The sequence below is a fragment of the Burkholderia sp. Bp9015 genome, from assembly GCF_003853505.1.
In the GTDB taxonomy this organism is placed as follows: domain Bacteria; phylum Pseudomonadota; class Gammaproteobacteria; order Burkholderiales; family Burkholderiaceae; genus Burkholderia.
The window spans coordinates 20888-46218 of sequence record NZ_QTPZ01000033.1 but is presented as its reverse complement, the minus strand read 5'-3'; the positions used below and the strand labels follow the sequence as shown (position 1 = coordinate 46218).

Sequence of the window (25331 nt, the reverse complement as noted above, 5' to 3'; positions counted from 1 at the left end):
TTCGCCGCTCACATTCTTTCAATAGGCCAGAGCGCGATCGAAGCCGGATCGCTGCGGGGAGCTGTACTCATGACAATCCGTCATCGCATTACGCTGCTAGTCGTCCTGACGTTTTTCGCGTTGTCCGCGATCGGCGTGTACGCCGTGTACCAGACGCGCAAGAGCGCGTCCGAGGTGCGTCAGGTTACCCAGGGAATCGTGCCGAGCGCGCTCGCGTCGGCGGATCTCGTCGCCGACGTGAAGAACATCCAGATCGCGACGATGACGCTGGTGTACGCGCCCGACGCGAACACCGCCGCGCAGGCGCGCGACGAACTGAAGGCGAAGCAGGGTGCGCTGCGCGCCGCGCTCGACGCCCAGGCGAAATCGGCGGTCGGCCGCGCGCAGGAAGGCCTCGTCGCGCAGGCGAAGGACAGCGCCGCGAACTACTTCGCCGCGATCGACGACACCGTGAAGATGAAGACCGACGGCAAGCCCGAGATGGCGCAGGCGTACCTGTTCGCGAACGTCGCGCAGTATCGCGACGAACTCGAAAGCATCGTCGACACGCTGCGCGTCGAGAAGAACCGCCAGAAGGACGACGCGATCCGTGCGCTGAACGGCATGCTCGCGACGACGGCCACCGCGATCGCGGGGGTGGCGGGCACGGTGGTCGTGCTGCTGACCGCGCTCGGCTTCGTGCTGTATCGCCAGATCACGCGTCCGCTGATCGGGATGCAGACGGCGATGAGCGAGATCGCGACGAGCCAGGACTTCACGCGCCGCGTGCCGGTGGGCCGGATGGACGAGATCGGCCATTCGATCGTCGCGTTCAACGGGATGATCGAGAAGATCCAGGAGAACGCCGCGCAACTGAAGCAGAAGACGGCCGACATCCAGGCGATGCTGCAGAACATGCAGCAGGGGATCCTGACCGTCGTCGAAGGCGGGGTCGTGCATGCGGAGTATTCGGCTTACCTCGAAACCATCTTCGAAACGCACGACATCGCCGGCCGCGACCTGATGGCACTCGTGTTCGACGATTCGGGCATCGGTTCCGACGCGCGCTCGCAGGTCGACGCGGCCGTGCATGCGTGCCTCGGCGAGGACAGCATGAACTTCGCGTTCAACGAGCACCTGCTCGTCAACGAAGTCGCGAAGCGGATGCCGGACGGCCGCGAGAAATGGCTCGACCTGAGCTGGTCGGCGATCACCGACGAGACCGACACGGTCGTGCGGCTGATGCTGTGCGTGCGCGACGTGACGGAGATTCGCGAGCTGACCGCGCAGGCCGGCGAGCAGCAGCGCCGCCTCGAGATGATCGGCGAGATCCTGTCGATCAGCCAGGACAAGTTCCACGACTTCGTGCACAGCGCGAAGGGTTTCCTCAGCGAGAACGAGCGGATGATCCGCCAGCACGAACGCGCGGATCACTCGATCGTCGCGGCGCTGTTTCGCAACATGCACACGATCAAGGGCAATGCGCGCACGTATAGCCTGCAGCACCTGACCAACATCGTGCACGAAGCGGAGCAGGCGTACGAATCGCTGCGCCGCGCCGACGGCGGCCCCGAGTGGAACCGCGATGCGCTGATGGACGACCTCGCCCGCGTGCGCGAGGCGGTCGACCGCTACGCGACGATCAACGCGGTCACGCTCGGCCGCCACGGCGAGGCGGCGCAGCATGGCGGCGCCGACTACCTGATGGTCGAGCGCGCGCATATCAGCGAGAGCCTGCGCATGCTCGACGGCGCCGACCCGGCGAACGCGGGCGACTGGCACGCGGCGCGCGATTCGGTGCGCCGCCTGTTGAGCCAGTTCGGCACGCAGGGCATCGGCGATGCGCTGGGCGGCGTGATCGAATCGCTGCCGTCGCTCGCGGCCGAACTCGGCAAGCCGGCGCCCGTCGTGCATATCGACAGCAACGGCCATCGCGTGCGCAGCGAGATCGGCGCGACGCTGACGAACGTGTTCATGCACCTGCTGCGCAACGCGATCGACCACGGCATCGAAACGTCCGACGAGCGTCGCGCGGCCGGCAAGGCGCCGGCCGGCAAGATCGACATCGCGGTCGACGTCGACGGCGAGGCACTGCGCTTCGTGCTCGCCGACGACGGCCGCGGCCTCGCGCTCGACCGGATTCGCGGGATCGCGCGCGAGCGCGGCTGGATCGACGCCGGCAACGAAGCCGGGTTGACCGACGAAGCCGTGGCCGAACTGATCTTCCGCCCGGGCTTCTCGACCGCGCGCGCGGTGACCGAGGTATCGGGGCGCGGCGTCGGGATGGACGCGGTGCGCAACTTCCTGAAGCGCGACGGCGGCGATATCGCGCTGCGCTTTACCGACGATCGCGTCGGCGCGTCGTATCGCGCGTTCGAGACGATCGTGTCGCTGCCGGCGCGTTTCGCGGCGGACGGTGCGGTCAACGGCGTGGCCAACGCTGCGGTGCGCGAAATCGGGCAGCCGGTGCACGCCGTGAACGTCGACGCAACGGAGTGATCGTGCAAGCGTGGATGATCCCGATCGGTGCCGCGCTGGCGGGCGGCCTCGTGGTCGCGGCGATCGCCGCGTTCGCGTGGCGCATCGCACGCGCGCGGCACGTTGCCGCGCTGACGCGCGAAGCGGACGCGTTGCGCGCCGCGCTCGGCGCGGCCGATGCGCGGGCCGACGAAGCCGCGGCCGCACATGCGGAAGCCGCACGGGCATGGACGCGCCGCGAAACGGAACTCGAGGAAACGCGGGCGCGCGAGGCGGCCGGCACCGGCGAGCAGCGCGACGCGCTGCAGGCGCTCGCGGCCGAGCGCGCCGCGCTGTCGCAGCACGCGGCGAAGCTCGCCGAAGAGGCCGCGCGCCTGCGCGGGCTGGCCGGCACGTTCGAGCGCTGGCACGAGCAGATGATCTCGCTGACCACGCAGAACCAGGACATGCGCACGAAGAACCAGGAGCTGTCGGCGATCGTCGCGCACGTGTCGATCGTCTCGCTGAACGCATCGATCGAGGCCGCGCGCGCGGGCGCCGCGGGACGCGGCTTCTCGATCGTCGCGAGCGAGGTGCGCGGGCTTGCCGCGCGCTCGCAGCAACTGTCGAACAGCTATCGCGACAGCCTGAACCGCAACGATCTCGTGACGGCCGCGACGTTCCAGGACATCCAGGCCGGCGGCAAGATGATCACGGCCGCGCTCGCGACGGTCGAGACGCTGGCGGGGCAGCTGCATGCGCGGCTCGAAGGAGCGGCGGCGTGATCAGCGCGCAGGCCCGCGCCGGTTTCGAGCGGATCTTCTTCGATGCGGCGCGCACGCGGCTCGCGTCCGGCGGCGCGTGCGAGATCCGGCCGGCTGCCGACGACGCACATGGTGCGTCACATGACCCATCCCGCACGAAGTCGCGCGCGATGCCGAAGATCGCGGAACACGTCGCAGTGCTGACGATCTCGGCGCTGCATTTCCGGCTGCTGCTCGCGCTGCGTTTTCGGGACGACGAACCGACGCGCCGCCATTTCGCTGCGGCGGCGCCCGGCGCGAGCGCGCAGCGGCCGCTGCCCGAAGCGTTCATGGAAGTCGCGAACCTGTGCTGCGGCGCGATCAACCAGGCGCTGACCGTGCCGTTCCCCGATCTCGGGATGTCGACGCCTTACCTGCTGAGCGGCGCGAGCATCGACTACCTGCAGGCGCTGAATCCCGGCCACGTGGCCGCGTACGACGTGACGCTCGACGGCGACGTGCGGATCGGCGCGACGCTGTGCGTGTGCGCGAACGCGCCGGTCGATTTCCACGTGTCGGAAGCGGCGAGCGTGGACACGGGCGGCGAGCTCGAACTGTTTTGACCGATTGCGAGGACTCCGCGACATGACCGTAGACCAACCCGTCAGCAAGGTGCTCGTGCTCGACGACAGCCGCGCGCATGCGGCGACGCTCAAGCGCTTCTGCGACGAGCACAACCTGGTCGGCCTGACCGTGCGGCGCAACCGGCTGCTGAAGGTGCTGCGCTCGAACATCGATCTCGGCGCGATCCTGCTCGCCGAGGACTACGGCGGCTCGCCGGACGAAAGCGCGATCGTCGCGACGCAGATCGATGCGCTGCGCCCCGAGCTGCCGATCATCCTGCGCCGCATGTCGAATGCAGGGGACGCGTCGCGCGACGGGCTGCCCGATGCGCTCGCACGCGTCGCGTGCGCGGCCTACGTCGCCGACGACCTGACGCCGCTCAAGCGCGCGATCGACGAGTACCTGTTCGGCCGCGACTACCCGAACGCGCTGGTGCGCGGCATCGCGGAGATCACCGAGGCGCGGCTCGACAGCCTGTTCCCGGGCATGACGATCGAGCGCGACACGCCGTGCATCGTGCGCGACCAGATCATCTTCGGCGAGGTGTTCAGCCTGATCGCGCTGGAAAGCGCATGGTGCCGCGGCTACATGCTGCTGCAGACGAGCGAGCAGCCGCTGCTCGACATGATCGGCGGCACGCGCGACGACGGCCGGGCACCCGATTTCCGCGACGTGAACAGCGTGCTCGGCGAGCTGACCAACCTCGTGTGGGGCGCGTTCAAGAACCGCTATCTCGGCGACGCGGAGGCCCTTGCGCGCCATCCGGTGCAGGTGCCGCTCGTCGTCAATCACAAGCAGAAGTTCATTTCGTTCGGCGGCGACTGTCCGCAGCTCTGTTTCAAGTACCGGATGACCGACCCCGCATCGGGGCGGTCGGTGCGGCTCGACCAGCGTTTCGTGTTCAGCCTGAGCTGGTCGCCGGAGGATTTCCGCGAATCCGTGCAGGACGTGGGGCCAATGGTGGAAGCGGGCGAACTCGAACTGTTTTGAATGTTGAAGTCGGCAACGACGAAAGGGGAAGACGGCATGGCAAAGATTCTGGTGGTCGACGATTCGGGCACGGTGCGCGACGAAGTCGCGGGTTTCCTGCGCAATCACGGGCTCGACGTCGCGACGGCGGTGGACGGCAAGGACGGGCTCGCGAAGCTCAAGGCGACACCCGGCGTGCGTCTCGTGATCAGCGACGTGAACATGCCGAACATGGATGGCCTGACGATGGTCGAGAAGATCCGCGGCGAGCTGGCGAACACGTCGGTCAACGTGGTGATGCTGACGACCGAAAGCAGCCCGGCGATGAAGGAGCGCGGCAAGGCCGCCGGCGTGAAGGGCTGGATCGTGAAGCCGTTCAAGGGCGATGCGGTGCTCGACGCGCTGAAGAAGCTCGCGGGCTGAGCCGATATTCGGCGGGAGCGGGCCCGATACCGCTCGAGCGTTCAACGTTGCGGTCCGGAACGCGCGACCGCTGCGTCGCCGGTTGCAACGGGACGTTCGCAGGCGAGCATGCCGGGTACGCGCAGGGCGGTGCGATCTGCATTCCGGGCGGCGCGACGGGCGAAATTCGCGATGTGCGCTCCTGCACGCGGCCCTGACCACGCACGCGAGTGGCGCGCCGCCCGATTCCCGCGAACGTCTGCTGCGCCGGCGGTCCGTCCGCTTCGCTGGACGTCGCGCGCAAACTGGAGGACGATTCGTGATCATGTCGATCGCGAATCCGGACGCGTGTTGCCCGTGCCGCCGGTTCGCGTCCGATCGAACCCCATCGAGCGGAGCATCATGGAACCCATTCACGAGACAGCCGAGCCGATCCTGCTGAGCGAGGCCCACGACGGCGTCGTCACGCTGCGGCTGAACCGGCCGCAACAGTTCAACGCGTTGTCGGAGGCGATGCTGGCGAGCCTGCAGGACGCGTTCGATTCGCTGGCCGCCGATCCGCACGTGCGCTGTGTCGTGCTCGCCGCGCAGGGCAAGGCATTCTGCGCGGGCCACGACCTGCGGCAGATGCGCGGCAAGCCCGAACTCGATTATTACCGCACACTGTTCGCGCAATGCAGCCGCGTGATGCTCGCGATGCGCGCGCTGCCGGTGCCGGTGATCGCGCGCGTGCAGGGCATCGCGACGGCGGCCGGCTGCCAGCTCGTCGCCGCGTGCGACCTCGCCGTGGCGGCCGACACCGCGCGCTTCGCGGTGTCGGGTATCAACGTCGGGCTGTTCTGTTCGACGCCCGCCGTTGCGTTGAGCCGCAACGTGTCGGCGAAGCGCGCGTTCGACATGCTCGTCACCGGGCGTTTCATCGATGCGGCGACGGCCGCCGCGTGGGGGCTCGTCAACGAGGCCGTGCCCGAGGATGCGCTCGACGCGGCCGTCGCGCGCAAGGTCGCGGAGATCGTCGCGAAGAGCCCGGCGGCGGTGCGCTACGGCAAGCAGATGTTCTACCGGCAGCGAGAACTGCCGCTGGACGACGCATACGCTTTTGCGGGCGACGTGATGGCGCGCAACATGATGGAAGAGGACGCCGGCGAGGGGATCGATGCGTTCCTCGAGAAGCGCAAGCCGACGTGGCGTGAGTAGTTCGTAGTTCGTAGTGTGTGGCGCCCGTGGACCGGTTGCGCGCTGCGTCCCGCCTGTGCTTCGCCGTCGGTACATGCGGCAAAAGCAGGCCGCAAAAGCAGACCGCACAAAACAAGCGGACCGCCCGACGCGGCCCGCAAGCGGATTCCGAGCGTCCGGATGCGCAGCGACCCGCGAGCGTGCCGCCGCATCCGCGCCCCGGTTATCGCCCGTAGCTGCCCGTGCGCGGCGCCGGCTGCACCGTCGACGCGCCGGACGGCACGACCACGACCGGCACGCGGCGCGCGAGCGCGCACATCAGCTCGTAGCCGATCGTGCCGCTGGCTTCCGCGACGTCGTCGACCTTCACCTGATCGCCCCACAGCTCGACGCTCGAGCCGATGCCCGCGTCCGGGCACGGCGTCAGATCGACGGTCAGCATGTCCATCGACACGCGGCCGACGACGCGCGTCATCACGCCGTCCACCGCGATCGGCGTGCCGGTCGGCGCGTGGCGCGGATAGCCGTCCGCATAGCCGCACGCGACGACGCCGATCCGCATCGCCTGGTCGGCGGTGAAGCGGCGGCCGTAGCCGACCGTTTCTTCCGGCGCGAGCGTCTGCACGCCGATGATCTTGCTGGTCAGCGTCATCGCGGCCATCAGCGGCGTGTCGGCGATATGCCGCGACGCGCCGGTCGGTGACGCGCCATACAGGATCGTGCCAGGCCGAACCCAGTCGCGATGCGCGCGCGGATGCCACAGCACGGCCGCCGAATTCGATGTCGAGCGCTCGCCCGGAATCCCGGCGGTGGCCGCATCGAACTGCTCGAGCTGCCAGTCGACTTCGCCTTCGTCGGCGTTTGCGAAATGCATCATCAGCGTGATCTTGCCGATCGACGGCGCGGCCGCGGCGCGCTCCCACGCGGCACGGAATGCGTGGGGCCGGTAGCCGAGCCGGTTCATCCCGGAGTTCATCTTCAGCTGGATGTCGATCGGTTGCCGAGGCTTCGCGGCGATCAGCAGGTCGAGCTGCGCGTCGCAGTGCACGGCCACCGTCAGCCGGTAACGATCGGCCAGTTCGACGTCGGCCGGCTCGAAGATGCCTTCGAGTAGCAGCACCGGCTTGTCCCAGCCGAGTTCCCGCACACGCACGGCTTCGTCGAGATCGAGCAGCGCGATGCCGTCGGCGGCCGCGAGGCCCGGGTAGATCCGCTCGATCCCGTGACCGTAGGCGTTGGCCTTGATCACGGCCCATACGCGCGATTGCGCGGCGGTGCGGCGGATGAAGTCGAGGTTGTGGCGGACGGCGTCGGGACGGATATGGGCGACGATGGGACGGGGCATGGGCGGGCTCGGGTCGAAAGTCGTTCGGTACGCGCGCGGGGGCGCGGGTCAGCGGCCGGTGCGTTGCGCACCCAGCCAGTGTTGAGCGCTATCTTATTGGTGTTCGACCAGTTTTAATTAACGTATTTGTCGGCGATTTGGTGGAATTTTTTGTGCCGGACCCATGTCGACACGGCCTTCGCCAGCCTGCCTTGCCGAGTCTCCCCTCCAGAAAACCGGTGCGCGAACGGCGCGGCGCAGTGCCAAGCGCTACGTGCCCCTGTCATTGATCGATGTGCTGTTCTTCGCGAAGCCGTGACGCCGCAACGGACTGCCGACACGCGCGCCGGCATCCGGATGCGGGCGCGCTACGCACCGCCCGCGTCGCGCGCGTGACTGTCGTTGGATGCGGGTGCAACGATCTTCGCGCGCTGGAGCGGCGGGGCATCGGCTTCGCGGCGCAGGAACGCGATCAACGGATCGAGCAACCGGTGCCGTGCCGACGGATTGCGGCGCAGCACGAAGCGCCACGACGCATCGCGCTCGAGGCCCGGCACCAGCGGCACCAGGCGGCCGCTGCGCAGTTCGGGCTCGATCAGCGGCACACGGCCGAGCGCAATGCCCGCGCCGCCCACCGCCGCGCCGATCACCTGGCTGAAACTGCTGTAACGGACGATCTTCGTCTCGAAGTCGTCCGGCAGGCCGAAGTGCACGGCCCAGTTGCGCCAGTCGATCTCGGGGCTGTCCTCGTGCATCTCCTGCAGCAGCCGCGAGCGGCACACGTACCCGGATGCGTACGGGAACAGCTCGGGGCTGCACACCGGGAACACGGTTTCCCGCATCAGGATGTCGTCGTCGGCGCGCAGCCGGTGCGCGGGCACGTGCACGATCGCGAGATCGACGCCGCTGCGCGCGAAATCCGGTTCGTCGTCGACCACGATGGCATGCAGCGGCGTGTCGGGATGAAGCGACGAAAATTCCGCGAGACGGCGCGCGAGCCACATCGACGAAAACGGCGCGTTGGCGGACACCGTCAGCCGTTGCGCGGTGGTGCCGCGAATCTCGGCGCACGCGTCGGTCAGCTTCGACAGCGCATCGCTGACGGCCGGCAGCAGGCGGGCGCCCGCTTGCGTGAGGCCGATGCCGCCGAGCCCCGTGCTGCGTTCGAGCAGGCGGGCACCCAGCGATTCCTCGAGCGCGCGGATCTGGTGACTGATCGCGCTCGTCGACACGTTCAGCTCGGCCGCCGCGCGCGCGAACCCGCCGAGGCGGACGGCCGCCTCGAAAGCACGCAGCGCGCTGAGGGGAGGGAGGTGCGACATGCGGGGTATTGTAGTTGACTCAACACCCGTTGAAAAATCATCTTTTGCCGCGCGTCGGGGGGGCGGGTAGCCTTGGTCCGGTCAATCGAATCGCAACGAAAAACCGACCGGAGGGCTTCATGTATTTCGACCGACGACTATGGGCGATGATGGCGGGATTGCGCTGGCGGGTCGCCGCCGCGGTCGCGCTCGGGCTGCTCGCGATGGGTGTCGGCATCCTGCGGTTCGTGTTTCTCGGCCGCGTGCTCGCGCTCGTCTTTGCCGGCGCGCCGGCGCGCGATATCGCCGAAACCGCCGTTGCAACCGCGGCCTGCGTGCTGCTGCGCGCATGGCTCGACCATCGTCGCACGGTGCTCGCGCAGCACACGGCCGGGCGCGTACAGTCCACGCTGCGCGCGCGGCTGTTCGACCGGATCGCGGCGCTCGGCCCCGCATGGTTCAGCGGCGAGCGCACGGGCGGCGTGATGCTGGCCGTCGTCGACGGCGTCGAGCAGCTGCAGACCTTCTTCGGCGTCTACCTGCCGCAGCTCGTGATCGCCGCGTGCGCGCCGGTGATGATCTTCGCGGTGCTCGCATGGTGGGACGTGCCGACGGCCGCGATCCTGCTGGTCGCGGCGCTCGTCACGCTCGCGCTGCCGCAACTCGTGCATCGCGCCGACCGGCGCGCGGCGCTCGCCCGCTCGGCCGCGTTCAAGGCGTTCGGCGAGGAGTTTCTCGACGCGGTGCAGGGCCTGCCGACGCTGAAGGCGTTCGGGCAGAGCGGCGCGTTCGGCGCGAAGCTGGCGGCGAAGGCGCGCGCATTGTCCGACAGCACGTTCTGGGTGCTCGCGCTCGGGCTGCTGACGCGGCTCTTCACCGATCTCGGCACGGGCCTCGGCGCGGCGGCGGCGATCGCGGTCGGCGCATGGCGCGTGCGCCACGGCGACATGAGCCTCGAGGCGCTGCTGATCGTGCTGATGGCCGGCAGCGAAATCTTCCGGCCGCTGCGCGACCTGCGCGGCGTGCTGCACCAGGGGATGATCGGCCAGTCGGCGGCGAACGCGATTCACGCGCTGCTCGATGCGGGCAGCGACACGCCGGCCGCCGCGGCGCCGCGCGTGCCGCACCTGCGGCCGGAGATCGTGTTCGACGGCGTCAGCTTCGCGTATCCGGGGCGTCGCGCGGATGCGCATGCGGCGCTGGGCTTCACGGTGCGCGAAGGCGAGACGGTCGCGATCGTCGGCCCGAGCGGCGCGGGCAAGTCGACCATCGTGCGCCTGCTGCTGCGCCAGCACGATGCGCAGGGCGGCACGATCCGCATCGGCGGGCACGACGTGCGCACGCTCGACGCCGATCAGGTGCGCGAGATGATCGCGGTGGTCGCGCAGGACGCGACGCTGTTCGACGGCAGCGTCGCCGACAACCTGCGGCTCGGCCGTCCCGACGCGAGCGACGCGGACATGATCGCGGCCGCGCGAGCCGCCAACGCGCACGATTTCATCTCGGCGCTGCCCGACGGCTATGCGACGCGCATCGGCGAACGCGGGCTGATGCTGTCGGGCGGCCAGCGCCAGCGAATCGCGATCGCGCGCGCACTGTTGCGCGATGCGCCGATCCTGCTGCTCGACGAGGCGCTGTCGTCGGTCGATGCGGAGAACGAAGCGCTGATCCAGCAGGCGCTCGACCGGCTCACGCGCGGGCGTACGACGCTCGTGCTCGCGCACCGGCTGTCCAGCGTGATCGGCGCCGATCGCATCCTGGTGCTCGACCAGGGGCGGGTGGTCGACGCGGGCACGCACGCGGAACTGATCGCGCGCGACGGCCCGTATCGCCAGCTGATGGGGCCGCAGCTGGAGGCAGCCGCCGAAGCCGTCGGCACGGCCGCGATGGCCGGCGGCGCGGGCGCGCGTGCTGCATCGGGCCCGCAGGTCAGGCCGCTGAACGACGACGCGGCGACGATCGGCTGGCCCGAAACGCTGCGCGCGCTGCTGCGCTTCGTCGGTCCGTGGAAGGGCAAGGTCGTGTTGACCGTGCTGTTCGGGATCGGCCGCGTGCTCGCGTTCATCGGCGTCGGCGTGATCGGTGCGCGGGTGGTCGGCGGCGTGTCGGACGGGCACGCGAACGGCGCGCTCGTCGCGGCGCTGCTGGTCGTCGCGCCGGTCGCGGCGGTGCTGCACTGGCTCGAATCGTGGCTCGCGCACGACATCGCGTACCGGCTGCTCGCCGAGATGCGCATCGCGCTGTTCGCGACGCTCGAACGGCTCGCGCCGGCCGGTTTGCTGCGGCGCCGTTCCGGCGATCTGGTCGCGCTCGCGACGCAGGACGTCGAGACCGTCGAATACTTCTATGCGCATACGCTCGCGCCGGCGTTCGTCGCGGTGCTGGTGCCGGCCGGCGTGCTGGTGCTGCTCGCGTCGGTCGCCTGGCCGCTCGCGCTGGTGTTGCTGCCGTTCCTGCTGTGGGCCGGGCTGGCGCCCGTGCTGGCGCGGCGCGACGTCGACCGGCTCGGCACCGGCGCACGCGAGGCGCTCGGCCTGCTCGGCGCGCACCTGACCGAAACGATCCAGGGGCTCGCGGAACTGACTGCGTTCCAGGCACTCGCGCGTCGGCGTGCCGCGTTCGTCGCGCAAGCCGACGCGTACCGGCAGCAGCGCGCGAAGCTGCTCGACGATCTGTCGGCGCAGAGCGCCGCGCTCGAAGTCGCGAGCGGGCTCGGCGGGCTGGCCGTCGCGGCGCTCGGTGCGCTGCTGTGCGCGCGCGGCTGGTTCGCGCACGAAGCGTTGCCGCTGCTGGTGCTGGTCGCGGTGGCCGCCTTCATGCCGGTGGCCGAGATCGGCCAGGTCGCGCGGCAGCTGGCCGACACGATTGCATCGACGCGGCGCTTGCGCGCGCTCGAGAAGGAGCCGGTGACGGTCGTCGACGGCGCGCATGCGCTGTCCGGCGACGCGACCGTGCGGTTCGAGAACGCGGGCTTCACGTACCCGGGCCGCGGCGTGCCGGCGATCGATCGCGTGAGTTTCGAGGTGCCGCCCGGCAGCACGGTCGCGCTGGTGGGCGCATCGGGCGCCGGCAAGTCGACCGTCGCGAGCCTGCTGCTGCGCTTCTGGGATCCGCAGCACGGGCGCGTGACGCTGGGCGGCGTCGACCTGCGCGATCTGCGGCTCGACGATCTGCGCCGGCACATCGCGCTGGTTGCGCAGGATACCTATCTGTTCAACGACACGCTCGAGGCGAACATCCGCCTCGCAGCGCACGATGCATCGGACGAGGACGTCCGGCGCGCGATCGACCACGCGGCGCTGGGCGCATTCGTCGCGCGGCTGCCCGACGGGCTCGAGACGCGGGTCGGCGAGCGCGGCGTGCAGCTGTCCGGCGGACAGCGCCAGCGCGTCGCGATCGCCCGTGCGTTCCTGAAGGATGCGCCGGTGCTGATCCTCGACGAAGCGACGTCCCACCTCGACACGATCAGCGAGCAGCAGATCCGCGCGGCGCTGGAGGATCTGATGGCGCAGCGGACGTCGATCATCATCGCGCACCGGCTGTCGACCGTGCGCAACGCGGACACGATCCTCGTGCTCGAGCACGGCAGGATCATCGAGGCGGGAACGCATGCGGCGCTGATCGCGCGGCAGGGTGCGTATGCGCGGCTGGTTTCGCATCAGGCGAGCGGGGTGGCGGCGTAACGTCGCGTTGAAGTCATGCCGGGCGGCGTTGCCGCTCGCGGTTCATTCCGTTCGTTGAGCGGCGGCGGTTGCCGGCAAATACCGCTCGCCCGCCTCATCCCCGAGTCCAGGGCCCGCCGCGCGCTCCCGCCGTCATTCCCCCGCCTTTTCCTCTGACCAATCCCGCCCGTCCCGCGCGGGTTTGTCTCGATGCAATTACTTGTTGCGCGTTTTTTTGTTGTCGTAGTATCCGTGTTGACAACACTTGTTGCACTAAGGTCTAATTCAACATCGCATGTTGCGGTGCGGCTTGATGTCGTCGTTCCCCGGCCAGCCGGCCGGTTACATCGCTCAACCATGCGGAGAAAAGCCATGAGTCGTCGTTCCTTCCTGAAAGCCGTCGCGGTGGTCGCCGCGCTCGGCGCCAGCATCGCGCACGCGGATACCAAGACGCTCGTCGTCGGGACCGATACGTCGTTCATGCCGTTCGAGTTCAAGCAGGGCGACAAGTACGTCGGCTTCGATCTCGACCTGTGGGCGGAGATCGCGAAGGACCAGGGCTGGAAATACACGATCCAGCCGATGGATTTCGCGGGCCTGATCCCGGCGCTGCAGACGCAGAACATCGACGTCGCGCTGTCGGGGATGACCATCAAGGAAGAGCGCAAGAAGGCGATCGACTTCTCCGCGCCGTACTACGACAGCGGGCTCGCGGCGATGGTGCAGGCCGACAATACGTCGATCAAGTCGATCGACGACCTGAACGGCAAGGTGATCGCCGCGAAGACGGGCACCGCGACGATCGACTGGATCAAGGCGCACCTGAAGCCGAAGGAGATCCGCCAGTTCCCGAACATCGACCAGGCGTACCTCGCGCTCGAGGCCGGCCGCGTCGACGCGGCGATGCACGACACGCCGAACGTGCTGTTCTTCGTGAACAACGAAGGCAAGGGCAAGGTGAAGGTCGCGGGCCAGCCGGTGAGCGGCGACAAGTACGGGATCGGCTTCCCGAAGGGCAGCCCGCTCGTGCCGAAGGTCAACGCGTCGCTCGTGAAGATCAAGTCCGACGGCCGCTACGCGCAGATCTACAAGAAGTGGTTCGGCGCCGAGCCGCCGAAGCTGTGAGCGTGACGGCGCAACAGGGCGCGGCCGGGCGGCCGCGCCGGTCTTGAATCGAACGGGGAGCGACACGTGAATTTCGATTGGTCGGCGATCTGGGCGGCGTTGCCGGACCTGATGGACGGGGTCCGGTTGACGGTGTTCATCGCATTTTTCGGGCTGGTGGGCGGGTTCGTCGTCGGGATGATCGCGGGCATGTTCCGCGCATACGGACCGAAGGCGATGAACGTGCTCGCACAGGTTTATATTGAACTGATCCGCGGTACGCCGATCGTCGTGCAGGTGATGTTCCTGTACTTCGCGCTGCCGCTGCTCGCGCATATCCGCATCGACGGACTGACGGCCGCGATCATCGCGATCACGGTGAATTCCGGCGCGTATCTCGCGGAAGTGGTGCGCGGCGCGCTGCTGTCGATCCCGAAGGGGCTGACGGAAGCGGGGCTCGCGATGGGCCTGTCGATGCCGCGCGTGCTGCTGAAGGTGGTCGGGCCGCTCGCGTTCCGCCGGCTGATTCCGCCGCTCGGCAACCAGTGCATCGTGAGCCTGAAGGACACGTCGCTGTTCATCGTGATCGGCGTCGGCGAACTGACGCGCAAGGGACAGGAAATCATTGCCGGCAATTTCCAGGCCGTCGAAATCTGGACCGCGGTGGCCATCATCTACCTGATGCTGACCGGCGCGATGACGCTGACGCTGCGGCTCGTCGAAAAGCGCATGAGGATCCTATGAGCATGATCGAATTCCAGAACGTGTCGAAGAGCTTCGGCCATGTGCCGGTGCTCAAGCATATCGACCTGAAGATCGACGCGGGCGAAGTCGTGGTCGTGATCGGTCCGTCGGGCTCGGGCAAGTCGACGATGTTGCGCTGTATCAACGCGCTCGAGAAAATCACCGGCGGCGAGCTGCTGGTCGACGGCCAGAGCGTGCGCGGCAACGCATCGACGATTCGCAACATCCGGCTCGAGGCCGGCATGGTGTTCCAGCAGTTCAACCTGTTTCCGCAGATGACCGCGCTCGAGAACGTGATGTTCGGGCCGATCCAGGTGCGCGGCGCGTCGCGCGCCGACGCGCGCGACCAGGCGATGGCGCTGCTCGACAAGGTGGGCCTCGAATCGCGCGCGAATCATTACCCGTCGGAGCTGTCGGGCGGCCAGCAGCAGCGTGTCGCGATCGCGCGTGCGCTCGCGATCCGGCCGCGGCTGATGCTGTTCGACGAGCCCACCTCCGCGCTCGATCCGGAATTGCGCCACGAAGTGCTGAAAGTGATGCAGGATCTCGCAACCGAAGGGATGACGATGATCGTCGTCACGCACGAGATCGGCTTCGCGAAGCGGGTCGGCACGCGGCTCCTGTTCATGGATCAGGGCGGCATCGCCGAGGACGGCCATCCGGTCGACCTGATCGACCGGCCGCCGACACCGCGCCTCAAGGAATTCCTGAAACACGTGTCCTGAACGAAACCGAATTGCCCGACATGCCGCTTTCCCTTTCTCCCGTCATCGCCGGCACGCCATTCGACATCGGCGTGCGTCTCGGCGAGCTTGCCCGCCCCGTGTTCGATGCGTACATGCAGCAGAGCAGCGCATGGCAGGCCGTGCGCCGCTGGCGCGGCCATCCGTTCGTCGCCGCGCTGCGGCAGGCCGCGCTGGCCGCGTACCCCGACCTCGTCGCGGAACTGGACGGGATCGCGGCGGGCGTCGGCTGGCCGGCGGAGGACATCTTCCTGTGGAACTGCCGCGGCGAACTGATCCATAACGCGCCGGACGGCTGCACGACGCTCGCCGGGCGCGACGCGCACGGCACGCGCTGGATCGCGCACAACGAGGACGGCGATCCGTACCTGCGCGAGCGCTGCCTGCTGGTCGACGTGCAGCCGCAGGGCAAGCCGGGCTTCATCAGCTTCTATTACCCGGGCTCGCTGCCCGGCCATACGTTCGCCGCGAACCGCGCGGGCATCGCGCAGGCGATCAACAACCTGCGGATCCGCACGCCCGCGGCCGGCGTGCCGCGGATGATCCTCGCGCGTGCGGTGCTCGATGCGACGTCGCTCGACGCAGCCGCCGACGCGCTGCGCACCCATGCGCGCGCGAGCGGCTTTCACCACACGCTCGGCGCGACCGGCGATACGCGGCTCCTGAGCATCGAGGCGAGCGTCGCGCGCTGTTCGGTCGTCGACGTTTCGCAACTCAGCGGCCACGCGAATCATCTCGTGCATCCGGGCTGCGAGGCAGAAGCGCAGATCGTCACGCAATCGTCCGGCGATCGCCAGCGGCGCGTCGATGCGCTGACGCCGGCCATCGATGCGATCGACGAAGCCGCGCTGCTGCGCGTGCTCGGCGATCGCGCACCGGAAGGGCTGCCGATCTATCGCGACGATCCGGCCGATCCCGACGACGAAAACACGCTGGCGACCGCCGTGTTCGCGATTCGCGACACCGCGATCGACTTCACCGTTCATCAACACGGCACGCAGCGCTTCGCGACGCGCATCGTGCCGTCCGCGCACGCGCCCCGCGCGTCCTGACCATGAGGCAACGCATGACGACCGTTTTCCATCGCGCTCCGCGCGCCACCTTGCCCGTCGCCGTCGCAGGCGACGGCATCGAGATCATCGATTCGACCGGCAAACGCTATATCGACGCATGCGGCGGCGCGGCCGTGTCGTGCCTCGGGCACAGCAACCAGCGCGTGATCGATGCGATCAAGCGGCAGGCGCAGCAACTGCCGTATGCGCATACGTCGTTCTTCACGACCGAGGTGGCCGAGGAGCTGGCCGACCGGCTCGTCGAGGCCGCGCCGGCCGGCCTCGAACACGTGTATTTTGTGTCGGGCGGATCGGAGGCGGTCGAAGCCGCATTGAAGCTTGCGCGCCAGTATTTCGTCGAAAAGGGCGAGCCGCAACGCCGCCATTTCATCGCACGCCGCCAGAGCTATCACGGCAACACGCTCGGCGCACTCGCGATCGGCGGCAACGCATGGCGGCGCGAGCCGTTCCTGCCGCTGCTGATCGAAGCGCACCACGTGAGCCCGTGCTATGCGTATCGCGACCAGCAGGCGGGAGAAACCGACGAAGCGTATGCGCAGCGCCTGGCCGACGAACTGGAGCAGAAGATCGTCGAACTCGGCGCGGAAAACGTCGCGGCGTTCGTCGCGGAGACGGTGGTCGGCGCGACGGCCGGCGCGGTGCCGCCGGTGCGTACCTACCTGAAGAAGATCCGCGCGGTGTGCGACAAGTACGGCGTGCTGCTGATTCTCGATGAAATCATGTCGGGGATGGGGCGTACCGGTTACCTGTTCGCATGCGACGAAGACGGAGTCGCGCCCGACCTGCTGACGATCGCGAAAGGGCTCGGCGCGGGTTACCAGCCGATCGGCGCGACACTGGTAAGCGATCGCATCTACCGGACGATCGTCGACGGCTCGGGCTTCTTCCAGCACGGCCACACGTATCTCGGCCACGCAACCGCCTGTGCGGCCGCGCTCGAAGTGCAGCGCGTGATCGCCGAAGAGAAGCTGCTCGACAACGTGCAGGCGCGCGGCGAGCAACTGCGGGCGTCGCTGCGCGAGCAGTACGGTGCGCATCCGCATGTCGGCGACGTGCGCGGCCGCGGGCTGTTCGTCGGCGTCGAGCTCGTGCGCGATCGCGACAGCAAGGCGACGTTCGATCCCGCGCTGAAGCTGCATGCGGCGGTCAAGCGCGAGGCGATGCAGCGCGGCCTGATGGTGTATCCGATGGGCGGCACGATCGACGGCGTGCACGGCGATCACATCCTGGTCGCGCCGCCGTTCGTCTGCACCGCGCAGCAGATCGACACGATCGTCGAGCGGCTGTCCGGCGCGATCGACGCGGCACTCGCGTCGGCCGGCGCGTGAATCACGACCTCACCGAACCCTCGCCATGACTGACAGACTGCCTCCCTTCGATCCCGCATCGGCCACCGACGAGCAGAAGGCCGTGCTCGCGGACATTCTCAGCGGCCCGCGCGGCAACCTGAACGGGCCGTTCCTCGGCTGGATCGCGAGCCCCGAGCTTGCGCAGCACGCGCAGCGGCTCGGCGCGTTCTGCCGCTATCGCACGGGTTTGCCGCTGCGGCTGTCGGAACTCGCGATTCTCGTGACGGCCGCGCGCTGGCGCTCGCAGGCCGAGTGGCACATCCACCATCCGATCGCGCTCGATGCCGGCGTGCCGGCCGCGACGGCCGAAGCGATCCGCCGTGGCGTCGAGCCGACATTCGAATCGGACGACGATGCGCTGATCCATGCGTTCGCGACCGAGCTGTACGACACGCGGCGCGTGAGCGACGCGACGTTCGCGCGCGCGCAGGCGCGATTCGGCCACGAGACCGTGGTGAACCTCGTCGCGCTGCTCGGCTATTACGCGCTCGTGGCGATGACGCTCAACACGTTCGGTATGCGCGCTGACGGACAAACTGAGTTACCGTTTCCGGAATAATCGCCGCATGCACGCGGGTCGGCAGCATGCCGCGCGCGCAATCCGGTTGCGTCGAAAAGCCCGTCGGCACGGGCTTTTCGGTGTGCCGGCCTGATTCGATCGGCAACCTCTGCGCGTCTTGCCGACGCACCTCGCACCGCCTGCGCTTCAGCGCAGGAAATTTTCCCCGTACCTAGAATTCCGTAAAACAACTTACGGGGGAAATATCGATGCGCTGGGTCCTGTTGATCGTGTTCATTGCGTGTGTCGTCCATACGCACCGGCGCGGCAAGGTTCGGCACAGGTTGTTCAGGCAACTATCCGATCACTCGACCTTCACCGCGCCGCTGAACTGCTTTTCCTACGCGTTCTCGTCGGTGCCGACCACGCCGTTTCTCGACACGCGGCACTTTCCGGAACTCGCCGTGCTGCAGCGCGAATGGCGGACCTTCCGCGAGGAGGCGCTCGCGTTGCGCGATGCCAGCCGGATCAAGGCGTCGGGCGAGTACAACGACATCGGCTTCAATTCGTTCTTTCGCAACGGCTGGAAGCGCTTCTATCTGAAGTGGTACGACGCGCCGCATCCGTCCGCGCAGGCGCTGTGTCCGCGCACGGTCGAGATTCTGTCGCGGATTCCGTCGATCAAGGCCGCGATGTTCGCGCAGTTGCCGCCGGGCGGCAAGCTCGGCCTGCATCGCGATCCGTATGCGGGCTCGCTGCGCTACCACCTCGGGCTGGACACGCCGAACGACGACGCGTGCCGGATCGTCGTCGACGGCGAGTCGTATGCATGGCGCGACGGCGAGGCCGTGATGTTCGACGAGACCTATCTGCACTGGGCCGAGAATCGCACCGCGCACGATCGCGTGATCCTGTTCTGCGACATCGACCGCCCGATGAAATATCGTTGGGCGCAGCGCATCAACGATGCGTTCGGGCACCTGCTGATGCGCGCGGCCGCGTCGCCGAACGAAACGGGCGACCGCACGGGCGGGCTCAATCATGCATTCAAGTACCTGTATGCGATTCGCCGCGCCGGCAAGCGGCTGAAGGCGTGGAATCGCACCGTGTACTACGTCGTCAAGTGGGCGCTGTTCGGCGGGATCGCGGTCGCGATCTTCTGCATCTGATGGCGAAAGGCAGACGGTGCCGAACCGTCAGACGATAGGGCGCGCAGCATCATACGGCCTCCGCGCTCTTGGGGTCGACGTCAATGCAACCAATTGTATTCGTGCGGGATCATGCGCGAACGCACGCGTATCATGGCTTGTTCACGTCGATTTGGATCGGTGAGCAAGCATGACTCGTACCCGTAAGACATTGATGATCGCCGGCGGTCTGCTGGTTGCCGCGGCAGGCAGCGGCTACGTGATGCTCCTGCGTGCGGACCACCGCGCGATCGCGGAAGCCGGCATCGGCGATGCCGCAGCACCTGCCGCCGCCGTGACCGCGGCGAACGACGGTCACACCGCACAAGGCACGATCGCGCCGCCCGCGCCCGTCGCCGTCCCGTCCGCGCATGTGGACGAGGCGGTGCCGCAACCAGCGGCCGTAGCGCCGCCTGCCGCGGCCGCTGCGCGTACGAATGCGGCACCGGCCTCCGCCGCCGTCGCGCCGGTCATCGCCGCACCGGCGAAACCGGCAAAACCGGCGAAGCCGAGTGCGCCGCCACCGACCGTCCATGTCGTGACGGTCGAGCCGGAGGATGCGACCCCGCCTAAGGCCAAGCCCGCGCAACCTGTACAAGCGCCGGTACAAGCAGCGCAACCGGCCCAGCCGGCGCAATCTGCGCAATCGGCACCGCCGGCCCAGGCTGCGCAGGCAGCCCGGCCGAGCCAGCAGGCGGCGTATCAGCCTCCGCAGCACGCCGCGCGCAAGCGCGACGGGCTCGAGCGGCACGCGGCAGCACCGTCCGCCAGGAAATCCGAAACCCCTGAAACCGCTGCGCTCGTGCGTGAATCGGCGAAGCTTGATCCGTCGTTGCCGGCGCCGCAATACGTGGCGACGCCGAGCGGCGATCGGCAGCACACGTCGGCGGGGGCGAATTCGGTCGCTGCCGCGATGACCGACCAGCTGGTCAGGCAGTCGAGCAATATCAAGGCGCCTGCACCGGCGAACGCCGGGCCCGGCGCGACCCAGTGAGCAGGGCGCCGCAGCGCGCGCGCCGTGCTGCTCCGCACCGGATGAAAAAGAGCCCCGCACGCCGACCAGGGCATGCGGGGCCAAGAGAGACGAACCTGTGCGGTGCGTCGCGCGTTACGCGGCGATCGCTTCTTCGGCCTGCGGCGCGTCGGCCGTAGCCGGCGTCGCGTCCTGCCGGATCAGGTGATCGAACGCGCCGAGCGATGCCTTCGCGCCTTCGCCCACCGCGATCACGATCTGCTTGAACGGCACCGTCGTCACGTCGCCGGCGGCAAACACGCCCGGCACCGACGTCGCACCGCGCGCATCGACGACGATCTCGCCGTGCTTCGACAGTTCGACCGTGCCCTTCAGCCATTCGGTGTTCGGCACGAGGCCGATCTGCACGAACACGCCTTCGAGATCGACCCGCTTCGTTTCGCCCGAACGCAGATCCTTGTAGACGAGCCCGTTCAGCTTGCTGCCGTCGCCGGTCAGCTCGGTCGTCTGCGCCTGCGTGACGATCGTCACGTTCGGCAGGCTGCGCAGCTTGCGCTGCAGCACTTCGTCCGCGCGCAGTTGCGCACCGAATTCGATCAGCGTGACGGCTTTCACGATGCCGGCCAGGTCGATCGCGGCCTCGACGCCCGAGTTGCCGCCGCCGACCACCGCGACGCGCTTGCCCTTGAACAGCGGGCCGTCGCAGTGCGGGCAGTACGCGACTCCGCGGTTGCGGTATTCGCGCTCGCCCGGCACGTTGATTTCGCGCCAGCGCGCGCCGGTCGCGAGGACGATCGTCTTCGCCTTCAGCACCGCGCCGTTCGCCAGGCGGATCTGATGCACGTCGCCCGGAATCAGCGCGTCGGCGCGCTGCACGTCCATGATGTCGACGTCGTACTGCTTCACGTGCTGCTCGAGCGCCGCGGCGAACTTCGGCCCTTCGGTTTCCTGCACCGACACGAAGTTCTCGATCGCCATCGTGTCGAGCACCTGGCCGCCGAAACGCTCGGCGACGACGCCCGTCGCGATGCCCTTGCGCGCCGAGTAGATTGCCGCGGCCGCACCGGCCGGGCCGCCGCCGACGATCAGCGTGTCGAATACCGGCTTGTTCTCGAGCGACTTCGCGGCGCGCTCGCCCGCGCCCGTGTCGAGCTTCGCGAGGATTTCCTTCACGCTGCTGCGGCCCTGGCCGAACGATTCGCCGTTCAGGAACATCGTGGGCACGGCCATGATCTGGCGTGCGTCGACTTCGTTCTGGAACAGCGCGCCGTCGATCGCGACGTGGCGGATGCGCGGGTTGATCAGCGACATCACGTTCAGCGCCTGCACGACCTCCGGGCAGTTCTGGCACGACAGCGAGAAATACGTCTCGAACGCGTAGTCGCCGTCGAGCGCGCGGATCTGTTCGATCACGTCGTCGTCGAGCTTGACCGGATGGCCGCCCGTCTGCAGCAACGCGAGCACGAGCGACGTGAATTCATGGCCCATCGGGATGCCGGCGAAGCGGATGCCGGCCGGCTTGCCGGGTTCGCCGATCGAGAACGACGGCTTGCGCTCGGCATCGTCGCGGCGTTCGGTCACGGTCACGCGCGACGTCAGCGATGCAATCTCGTTCAGCAGCGCAAGCAGTTCCTGCGATTTCGCGCTGTCGTCGAGCGACGCGACGAGTTCGATCGGGCGCGTGATCTTTTCGAGGTACGCTTTCAGTTGGTTCTTGAGATTGGCGTCGAGCATGGCGTTTCGGATTCCGTATTGATTTGGCTGCTCGGGCACGTCGTGCCGGAGGAGAGGGCGGGCCGCGCGAGGCGGCGGCCCGGCTGGGTGCTCGTTGGGCGCCTCGAGCGAGGCGCGCCGGGCGACCCTTAGATCTTGCCGATCAGGTCGAGCGACGGGGTCAGCGTTTCCGCACCCGGCGTCCACTTGGCCGGGCACACTTCACCCGGGTGTGCCGCGATGTATTGCGCAGCCTGCACCTTGCGCAGCAGTTCGCCGGCGTCGCGGCCGATGCCGTTGTCGTGGATTTCGCACAGCTTGATCTCGCCTTCCGGGTTGATCACGAACGTGCCGCGCAGCGCCATCCCTTCTTCTTCGATCAGCACGTCGAAGTTGCGCGACAGCGTGAGCGTCGGGTCGCCGATCATCGGGTACTTGATCTTGCCGATCGTGTCCGACGTGTCGTGCCATGCCTTGTGCGTGAAGTGCGTATCGGTCGACACGCCGTAGATTTCGACACCCAGCTTCTGGAATTCCGCGTAGCGGTCGGCGAGGTCGCCCAGCTCGGTCGGGCAGACGAACGTGAAGTCGGCCGGGTAGAACACGACGACGGACCATTTGCCCTTGAAGTTCTCTTCGGTCACGGGCACGAAATCGCCGTTGTGGTATGCGGTTGCCTTGAACGGTTTGATTTGGGTGTTGATGATCGGCATCTTGCGAGTTCCTTTGCTTGGGTGTTGATGAAGTGTTGCCAGTATCCGGGTTCACCCTTGGTTTGTGAAATTGCTTGTTTCAATCCGCGGCATCGGGAATTTCTATCTGCGTCCGGCCCCGTCGCGGCGGCCCGTCCGGGCGGCCCGTGTCATCCGGGCCGGGCCTTCCGGCGGATTTCGGCCCGCCGGCGCTTCTGACACATTGGGGGTGCGGGAGGGCGCGGCGCCGGGAAAGGGTGCCGCGCCCCGCGCCAGGGTCCGGCGCCCGTTCTGCACGAACGGCCGCGCGGTCGTTCGATACTCCCCGTCCCACTGCCGCCATGAACCTCTTTTCCGGATGCGCCGCGTGCGCGCTGCTTGCCTGGTTCCGCGAGTTCGTCTCCGAGCGGCGATGCCTGCATCGGCTCTTGCGCCGTGCGGCCTGCGTACTCGTGACCGTGTCGTGCGCCGCGCCGGCGCTGGCCCTCGATGAGTCCGCGCCGGCGGCGCCCGCAGCGGTGACGGCACCCGCCACCACGGCGACCGGGCTCGTGCAGATGCCCGACGGCCGGCTGCTCGCGCCGGAGTTCGCCCGCATCGTCACGCGCGGGACGCTCGTCGTCGCGGTGCTCGGCGTCGATCAGCCGCCGTTCTTCATGTCGCGCAACGGCGCATTGGCGGGCGTCGACATCGACCTCGCCGACGAGCTCGCCAAAAAGCTCGGCGTGCCGGTGCAGTTCGACCGCGATGCGCGCACGTTCGACGACGTCGTGCATCTGCTCGCGACCGGGCAGGCCGACGTCGCGATCAGCAAGCTGTCGCGTACGTTGCCGCGGGCGCAGGTGGTGCGCTTCAGCACGCCGTACATCAGCCTGCGGCGCGCGCTGCTGATCAACCGCGTCGGCTTCGCCGAACTCGCGAAAGGGCGGCCGCTGCCTGAAGTTGTGCGCGACTATCGCGGCACGATCGGCGTCGTCGCGGGGTCGGCCTACGCCGAATACGCGCGCAACGATTTCCCGGCCGCGCGGGTGCGCACCTATCCGAGCTGGCCGGCGACGCTCGACGCGCTGAACGCCGGCGCGGTCACGGCCGTGTATCGCGACGAGCTCGCGATCAAGCTCGTGATGCAGGACGACCCGACCGCGCCGATCCGGCTGCGCGTCGCGACCTTCGACGACCTCACCGACGCGCTTGCCGTCGGCGTGCCGGTGTCCATGCCGACGCTGCTTGCGTTCGTCAACCAGTTCCTGGCCGAGCGCAACAAGCGGCTCGACGTGAAATCCCTGCTCGATGCGATGGGTCACTGACATGAACATGAACGAGAACATCAGGATCACACCGCGCATCGAGCGGCTGCATGCGCTCGCGATCCATCCGTTGACGGTCTTTGGCAGCCTCGCGCTCGGAATCGTGGCGGGCGTGTTGTGGCCGGCGGCCGCGCCGCAATTCGACTACGTGGGCCAGGTGTACGTCGGCCTGCTCAAGATGACGGCGCTGCCGTTTATGACGGCCGCGGTGATCTTCAGCCTGCAGCGGCTGCTGCGCGACGGCAACGCGTCGGATCTCGTGCTGCGCGTGATCACGATCTTCAGCTGCGTGTCGGTATTCGTCGTCGCGGTCGGCGCGGTCGTGCTGGTCGCGATGCGGCCGGGCGAGCACCTGTCGACCGCGACGCTGAAGGCGTTCGGCGCGCTGGTCGGCAGCGACGGCGCGGCGAGCGATACCGTGATGACGCTGTACGGCAGCGATCCCGCGGAGAAGTCGTCGGGCCTCGCCGACATGCTGATCGCGCTGGTGCCCGGCAACTTCTTCGCGGCGCTCGCGAGCGGCGACACGCTGAAGGCGCTGGTGTTCTCGCTGTTCTTCGGGTTCGCGTCGGGGCGCGTGCCGCCCAGCATCTCGGCGGCGCTGAGCCAGACGCTGGAGACCGTCTATTGCACGTGCCAGAAGATCATGCACTGGCTCGCGTATCCGACGCCGATCGTGCTGTTCTGCGGCGGCGCCGCGCAGATCGGCACGTCGGGGTTCGGGCCGCTCGAGGCGATGGTCCGCTTCGTCGCCGCGTTCGCCGTCGTCGCGCTCGTGCTGATCGCGGCGGCGATCGTCGTGATCTGGAAGCGCTCGGGCGCGACGCTGGGCGGGACGCTCGCCGGCTTGCGCACGCCGTTCGCGATGGCACTCGCCACGCGCAGCAGCGTGGCCTGCATGCCGAGCATGATCGAGTGTCTGGCCGACGGCTTCGGCTTTGCCCGCGCGCGCGTCGAGCTGGTCGTGCCGCTCGCCGTGTCGCTGCTGCGCGTCGGGCCGATGGTCTATTACGCGAGTGCGACGCTGTTCGTCGCGCAACTCTACGAACGGTCGCTAGGCCCCGGCGAGCTGTGCGTCGTGCTGGTCGCGTCGGTGCTGGCCGGGTTCGCGTCGACGGGCACGTCGGGCGTCGTGACGGTGTCGCTCGCCGGCATGGTGTGCGCGGCGCTGCACCTGCCGTTCGAGGCCGCGTTCGTGCTGTTCGTGGCGGTCGATCCGTTCTGCGAGATGTTGCGGACGCTGTTGCTGGTGATCGGCAACTCGGCCGTCGTATCCGCGATCTGCGCGCGGCCGCCGCGCGCGTGAAGGA

21 protein-coding genes are annotated in these 25331 nt (G+C 68.3%); 17 read left to right on the top strand and 4 right to left on the bottom strand.

The features are described 5' to 3' along the window. Window positions 1-69: 69 nt before the first annotated feature. From DIE12_RS28745 to DIE12_RS28720, 6 genes are all read left to right on the top strand, one after another. On the top strand, window positions 70-2478 hold the full coding sequence (locus DIE12_RS28745; RefSeq protein WP_124522940.1) for an ATP-binding protein: 2409 nt from the start codon (window positions 70-72) through the stop codon (window positions 2476-2478). Window positions 2479-2480: 2 nt separating this feature from the next. Next, window positions 2481-3221, top strand: coding sequence for a methyl-accepting chemotaxis protein (locus DIE12_RS28740; RefSeq protein WP_124522938.1), 741 nt, complete (start codon window positions 2481-2483; stop codon window positions 3219-3221). After that, window positions 3218-3802: a hypothetical protein gene (locus DIE12_RS28735; protein WP_124522936.1), complete on the top strand. Its 585-nt coding sequence runs from the start codon at window positions 3218-3220 to the stop codon at window positions 3800-3802. Before DIE12_RS28740 ends, DIE12_RS28735 begins: the two co-directional genes overlap by 4 nt. A gap of 22 nt (window positions 3803-3824) precedes the next feature. Beyond that, the gene (locus DIE12_RS28730; protein WP_044843940.1) at window positions 3825-4793 is read left to right on the top strand and encodes a chemotaxis protein CheX; all 969 of its coding nucleotides are present in this window, start codon (window positions 3825-3827) and stop codon (window positions 4791-4793) included. A gap of 36 nt (window positions 4794-4829) precedes the next feature. Further along, entirely contained in the window at window positions 4830-5195 is a 366-nt protein-coding gene (locus tag DIE12_RS28725) for a response regulator (RefSeq protein ID WP_006765703.1), read from the top strand. A 381-nt stretch (window positions 5196-5576) separates the two neighbouring features. After that, a complete protein-coding gene (locus tag DIE12_RS28720; protein WP_124522934.1) occupies window positions 5577-6371 on the top strand; it encodes an enoyl-CoA hydratase in 795 nt (264 codons plus the stop codon). 202 nt (window positions 6372-6573) lie between these two features. On the opposite strand, the gene alr is transcribed toward DIE12_RS28720, so the two are convergent. Beyond that, window positions 6574-7695 (bottom strand): alanine racemase, encoded by a 1122-nt coding sequence (alr, locus tag DIE12_RS28715; protein WP_124522932.1) that lies wholly within the window; start codon window positions 7693-7695, stop codon window positions 6574-6576. Between the two features lie 347 nt (window positions 7696-8042). Next, a complete protein-coding gene (locus DIE12_RS28710; protein WP_124522930.1) occupies window positions 8043-8996 on the bottom strand; it encodes a LysR family transcriptional regulator in 954 nt (317 codons plus the stop codon). A 119-nt stretch (window positions 8997-9115) separates the two neighbouring features. Between DIE12_RS28710 and DIE12_RS28705 the strand changes: the two genes are divergently transcribed. The 9 genes from DIE12_RS28705 (at window position 9116) to DIE12_RS28665 (ending at window position 20330) form a co-directional block, all read left to right on the top strand. Next, entirely contained in the window at window positions 9116-12658 is a 3543-nt protein-coding gene (locus tag DIE12_RS28705) for an ABC transporter ATP-binding protein (protein ID WP_124522928.1), read from the top strand. 351 nt (window positions 12659-13009) lie between these two features. Further along, complete coding sequence (gene glnH / locus DIE12_RS28700) at window positions 13010-13762, top strand: glutamine ABC transporter substrate-binding protein GlnH (RefSeq protein WP_044843946.1); 753 nt, start codon at window positions 13010-13012, stop codon at window positions 13760-13762. Between the two features lie 66 nt (window positions 13763-13828). Beyond that, on the top strand, window positions 13829-14485 hold the full coding sequence (gene glnP / locus DIE12_RS28695; RefSeq protein ID WP_044843947.1) for a glutamine ABC transporter permease GlnP: 657 nt from the start codon (window positions 13829-13831) through the stop codon (window positions 14483-14485). Continuing rightward, on the top strand, window positions 14482-15210 hold the full coding sequence (gene glnQ / locus DIE12_RS28690; protein WP_014899691.1) for a glutamine ABC transporter ATP-binding protein GlnQ: 729 nt from the start codon (window positions 14482-14484) through the stop codon (window positions 15208-15210). The genes glnP and glnQ overlap by 4 nt, the downstream gene beginning before the upstream one ends. A 20-nt stretch (window positions 15211-15230) precedes the next feature. Next, window positions 15231-16280: a C45 family peptidase gene (locus tag DIE12_RS28685; protein WP_124522926.1), complete on the top strand. Its 1050-nt coding sequence runs from the start codon at window positions 15231-15233 to the stop codon at window positions 16278-16280. A gap of 14 nt (window positions 16281-16294) precedes the next feature. Further along, complete coding sequence (locus DIE12_RS28680; protein WP_124488842.1) at window positions 16295-17629, top strand: aspartate aminotransferase family protein; 1335 nt, start codon at window positions 16295-16297, stop codon at window positions 17627-17629. Between the two features lie 25 nt (window positions 17630-17654). Beyond that, window positions 17655-18209: a carboxymuconolactone decarboxylase family protein gene (locus DIE12_RS28675; protein WP_124522924.1), complete on the top strand. Its 555-nt coding sequence runs from the start codon at window positions 17655-17657 to the stop codon at window positions 18207-18209. A gap of 209 nt (window positions 18210-18418) precedes the next feature. Next, window positions 18419-19318, top strand: coding sequence for a lipid A hydroxylase LpxO (gene lpxO / locus DIE12_RS28670; RefSeq protein WP_124522922.1), 900 nt, complete (start codon window positions 18419-18421; stop codon window positions 19316-19318). 169 nt (window positions 19319-19487) lie between these two features. Continuing rightward, the gene (locus DIE12_RS28665; protein WP_124522920.1) at window positions 19488-20330 is read left to right on the top strand and encodes an extensin; all 843 of its coding nucleotides are present in this window, start codon (window positions 19488-19490) and stop codon (window positions 20328-20330) included. Between the two features lie 114 nt (window positions 20331-20444). Here DIE12_RS28665 and ahpF read toward each other — a convergent pair whose 3' ends face one another. After that, on the bottom strand, window positions 20445-22043 hold the full coding sequence (gene ahpF / locus DIE12_RS28660) for an alkyl hydroperoxide reductase subunit F (RefSeq protein ID WP_124522918.1): 1599 nt from the start codon (window positions 22041-22043) through the stop codon (window positions 20445-20447). A 128-nt stretch (window positions 22044-22171) separates the two neighbouring features. Continuing rightward, complete coding sequence (gene ahpC / locus DIE12_RS28655; RefSeq protein ID WP_006750178.1) at window positions 22172-22735, bottom strand: alkyl hydroperoxide reductase subunit C; 564 nt, start codon at window positions 22733-22735, stop codon at window positions 22172-22174. A gap of 320 nt (window positions 22736-23055) precedes the next feature. On the opposite strand from ahpC, the gene DIE12_RS28650 reads away from it, so the two are divergent. Beyond that, on the top strand, window positions 23056-24021 hold the full coding sequence (locus tag DIE12_RS28650) for an ABC transporter substrate-binding protein (protein ID WP_124522916.1): 966 nt from the start codon (window positions 23056-23058) through the stop codon (window positions 24019-24021). 1 nt (window position 24022) lies between these two features. Further along, entirely contained in the window at window positions 24023-25327 is a 1305-nt protein-coding gene (locus DIE12_RS28645; RefSeq protein WP_124522914.1) for a dicarboxylate/amino acid:cation symporter, read from the top strand. Window positions 25328-25331 lie beyond the last annotated feature (4 nt).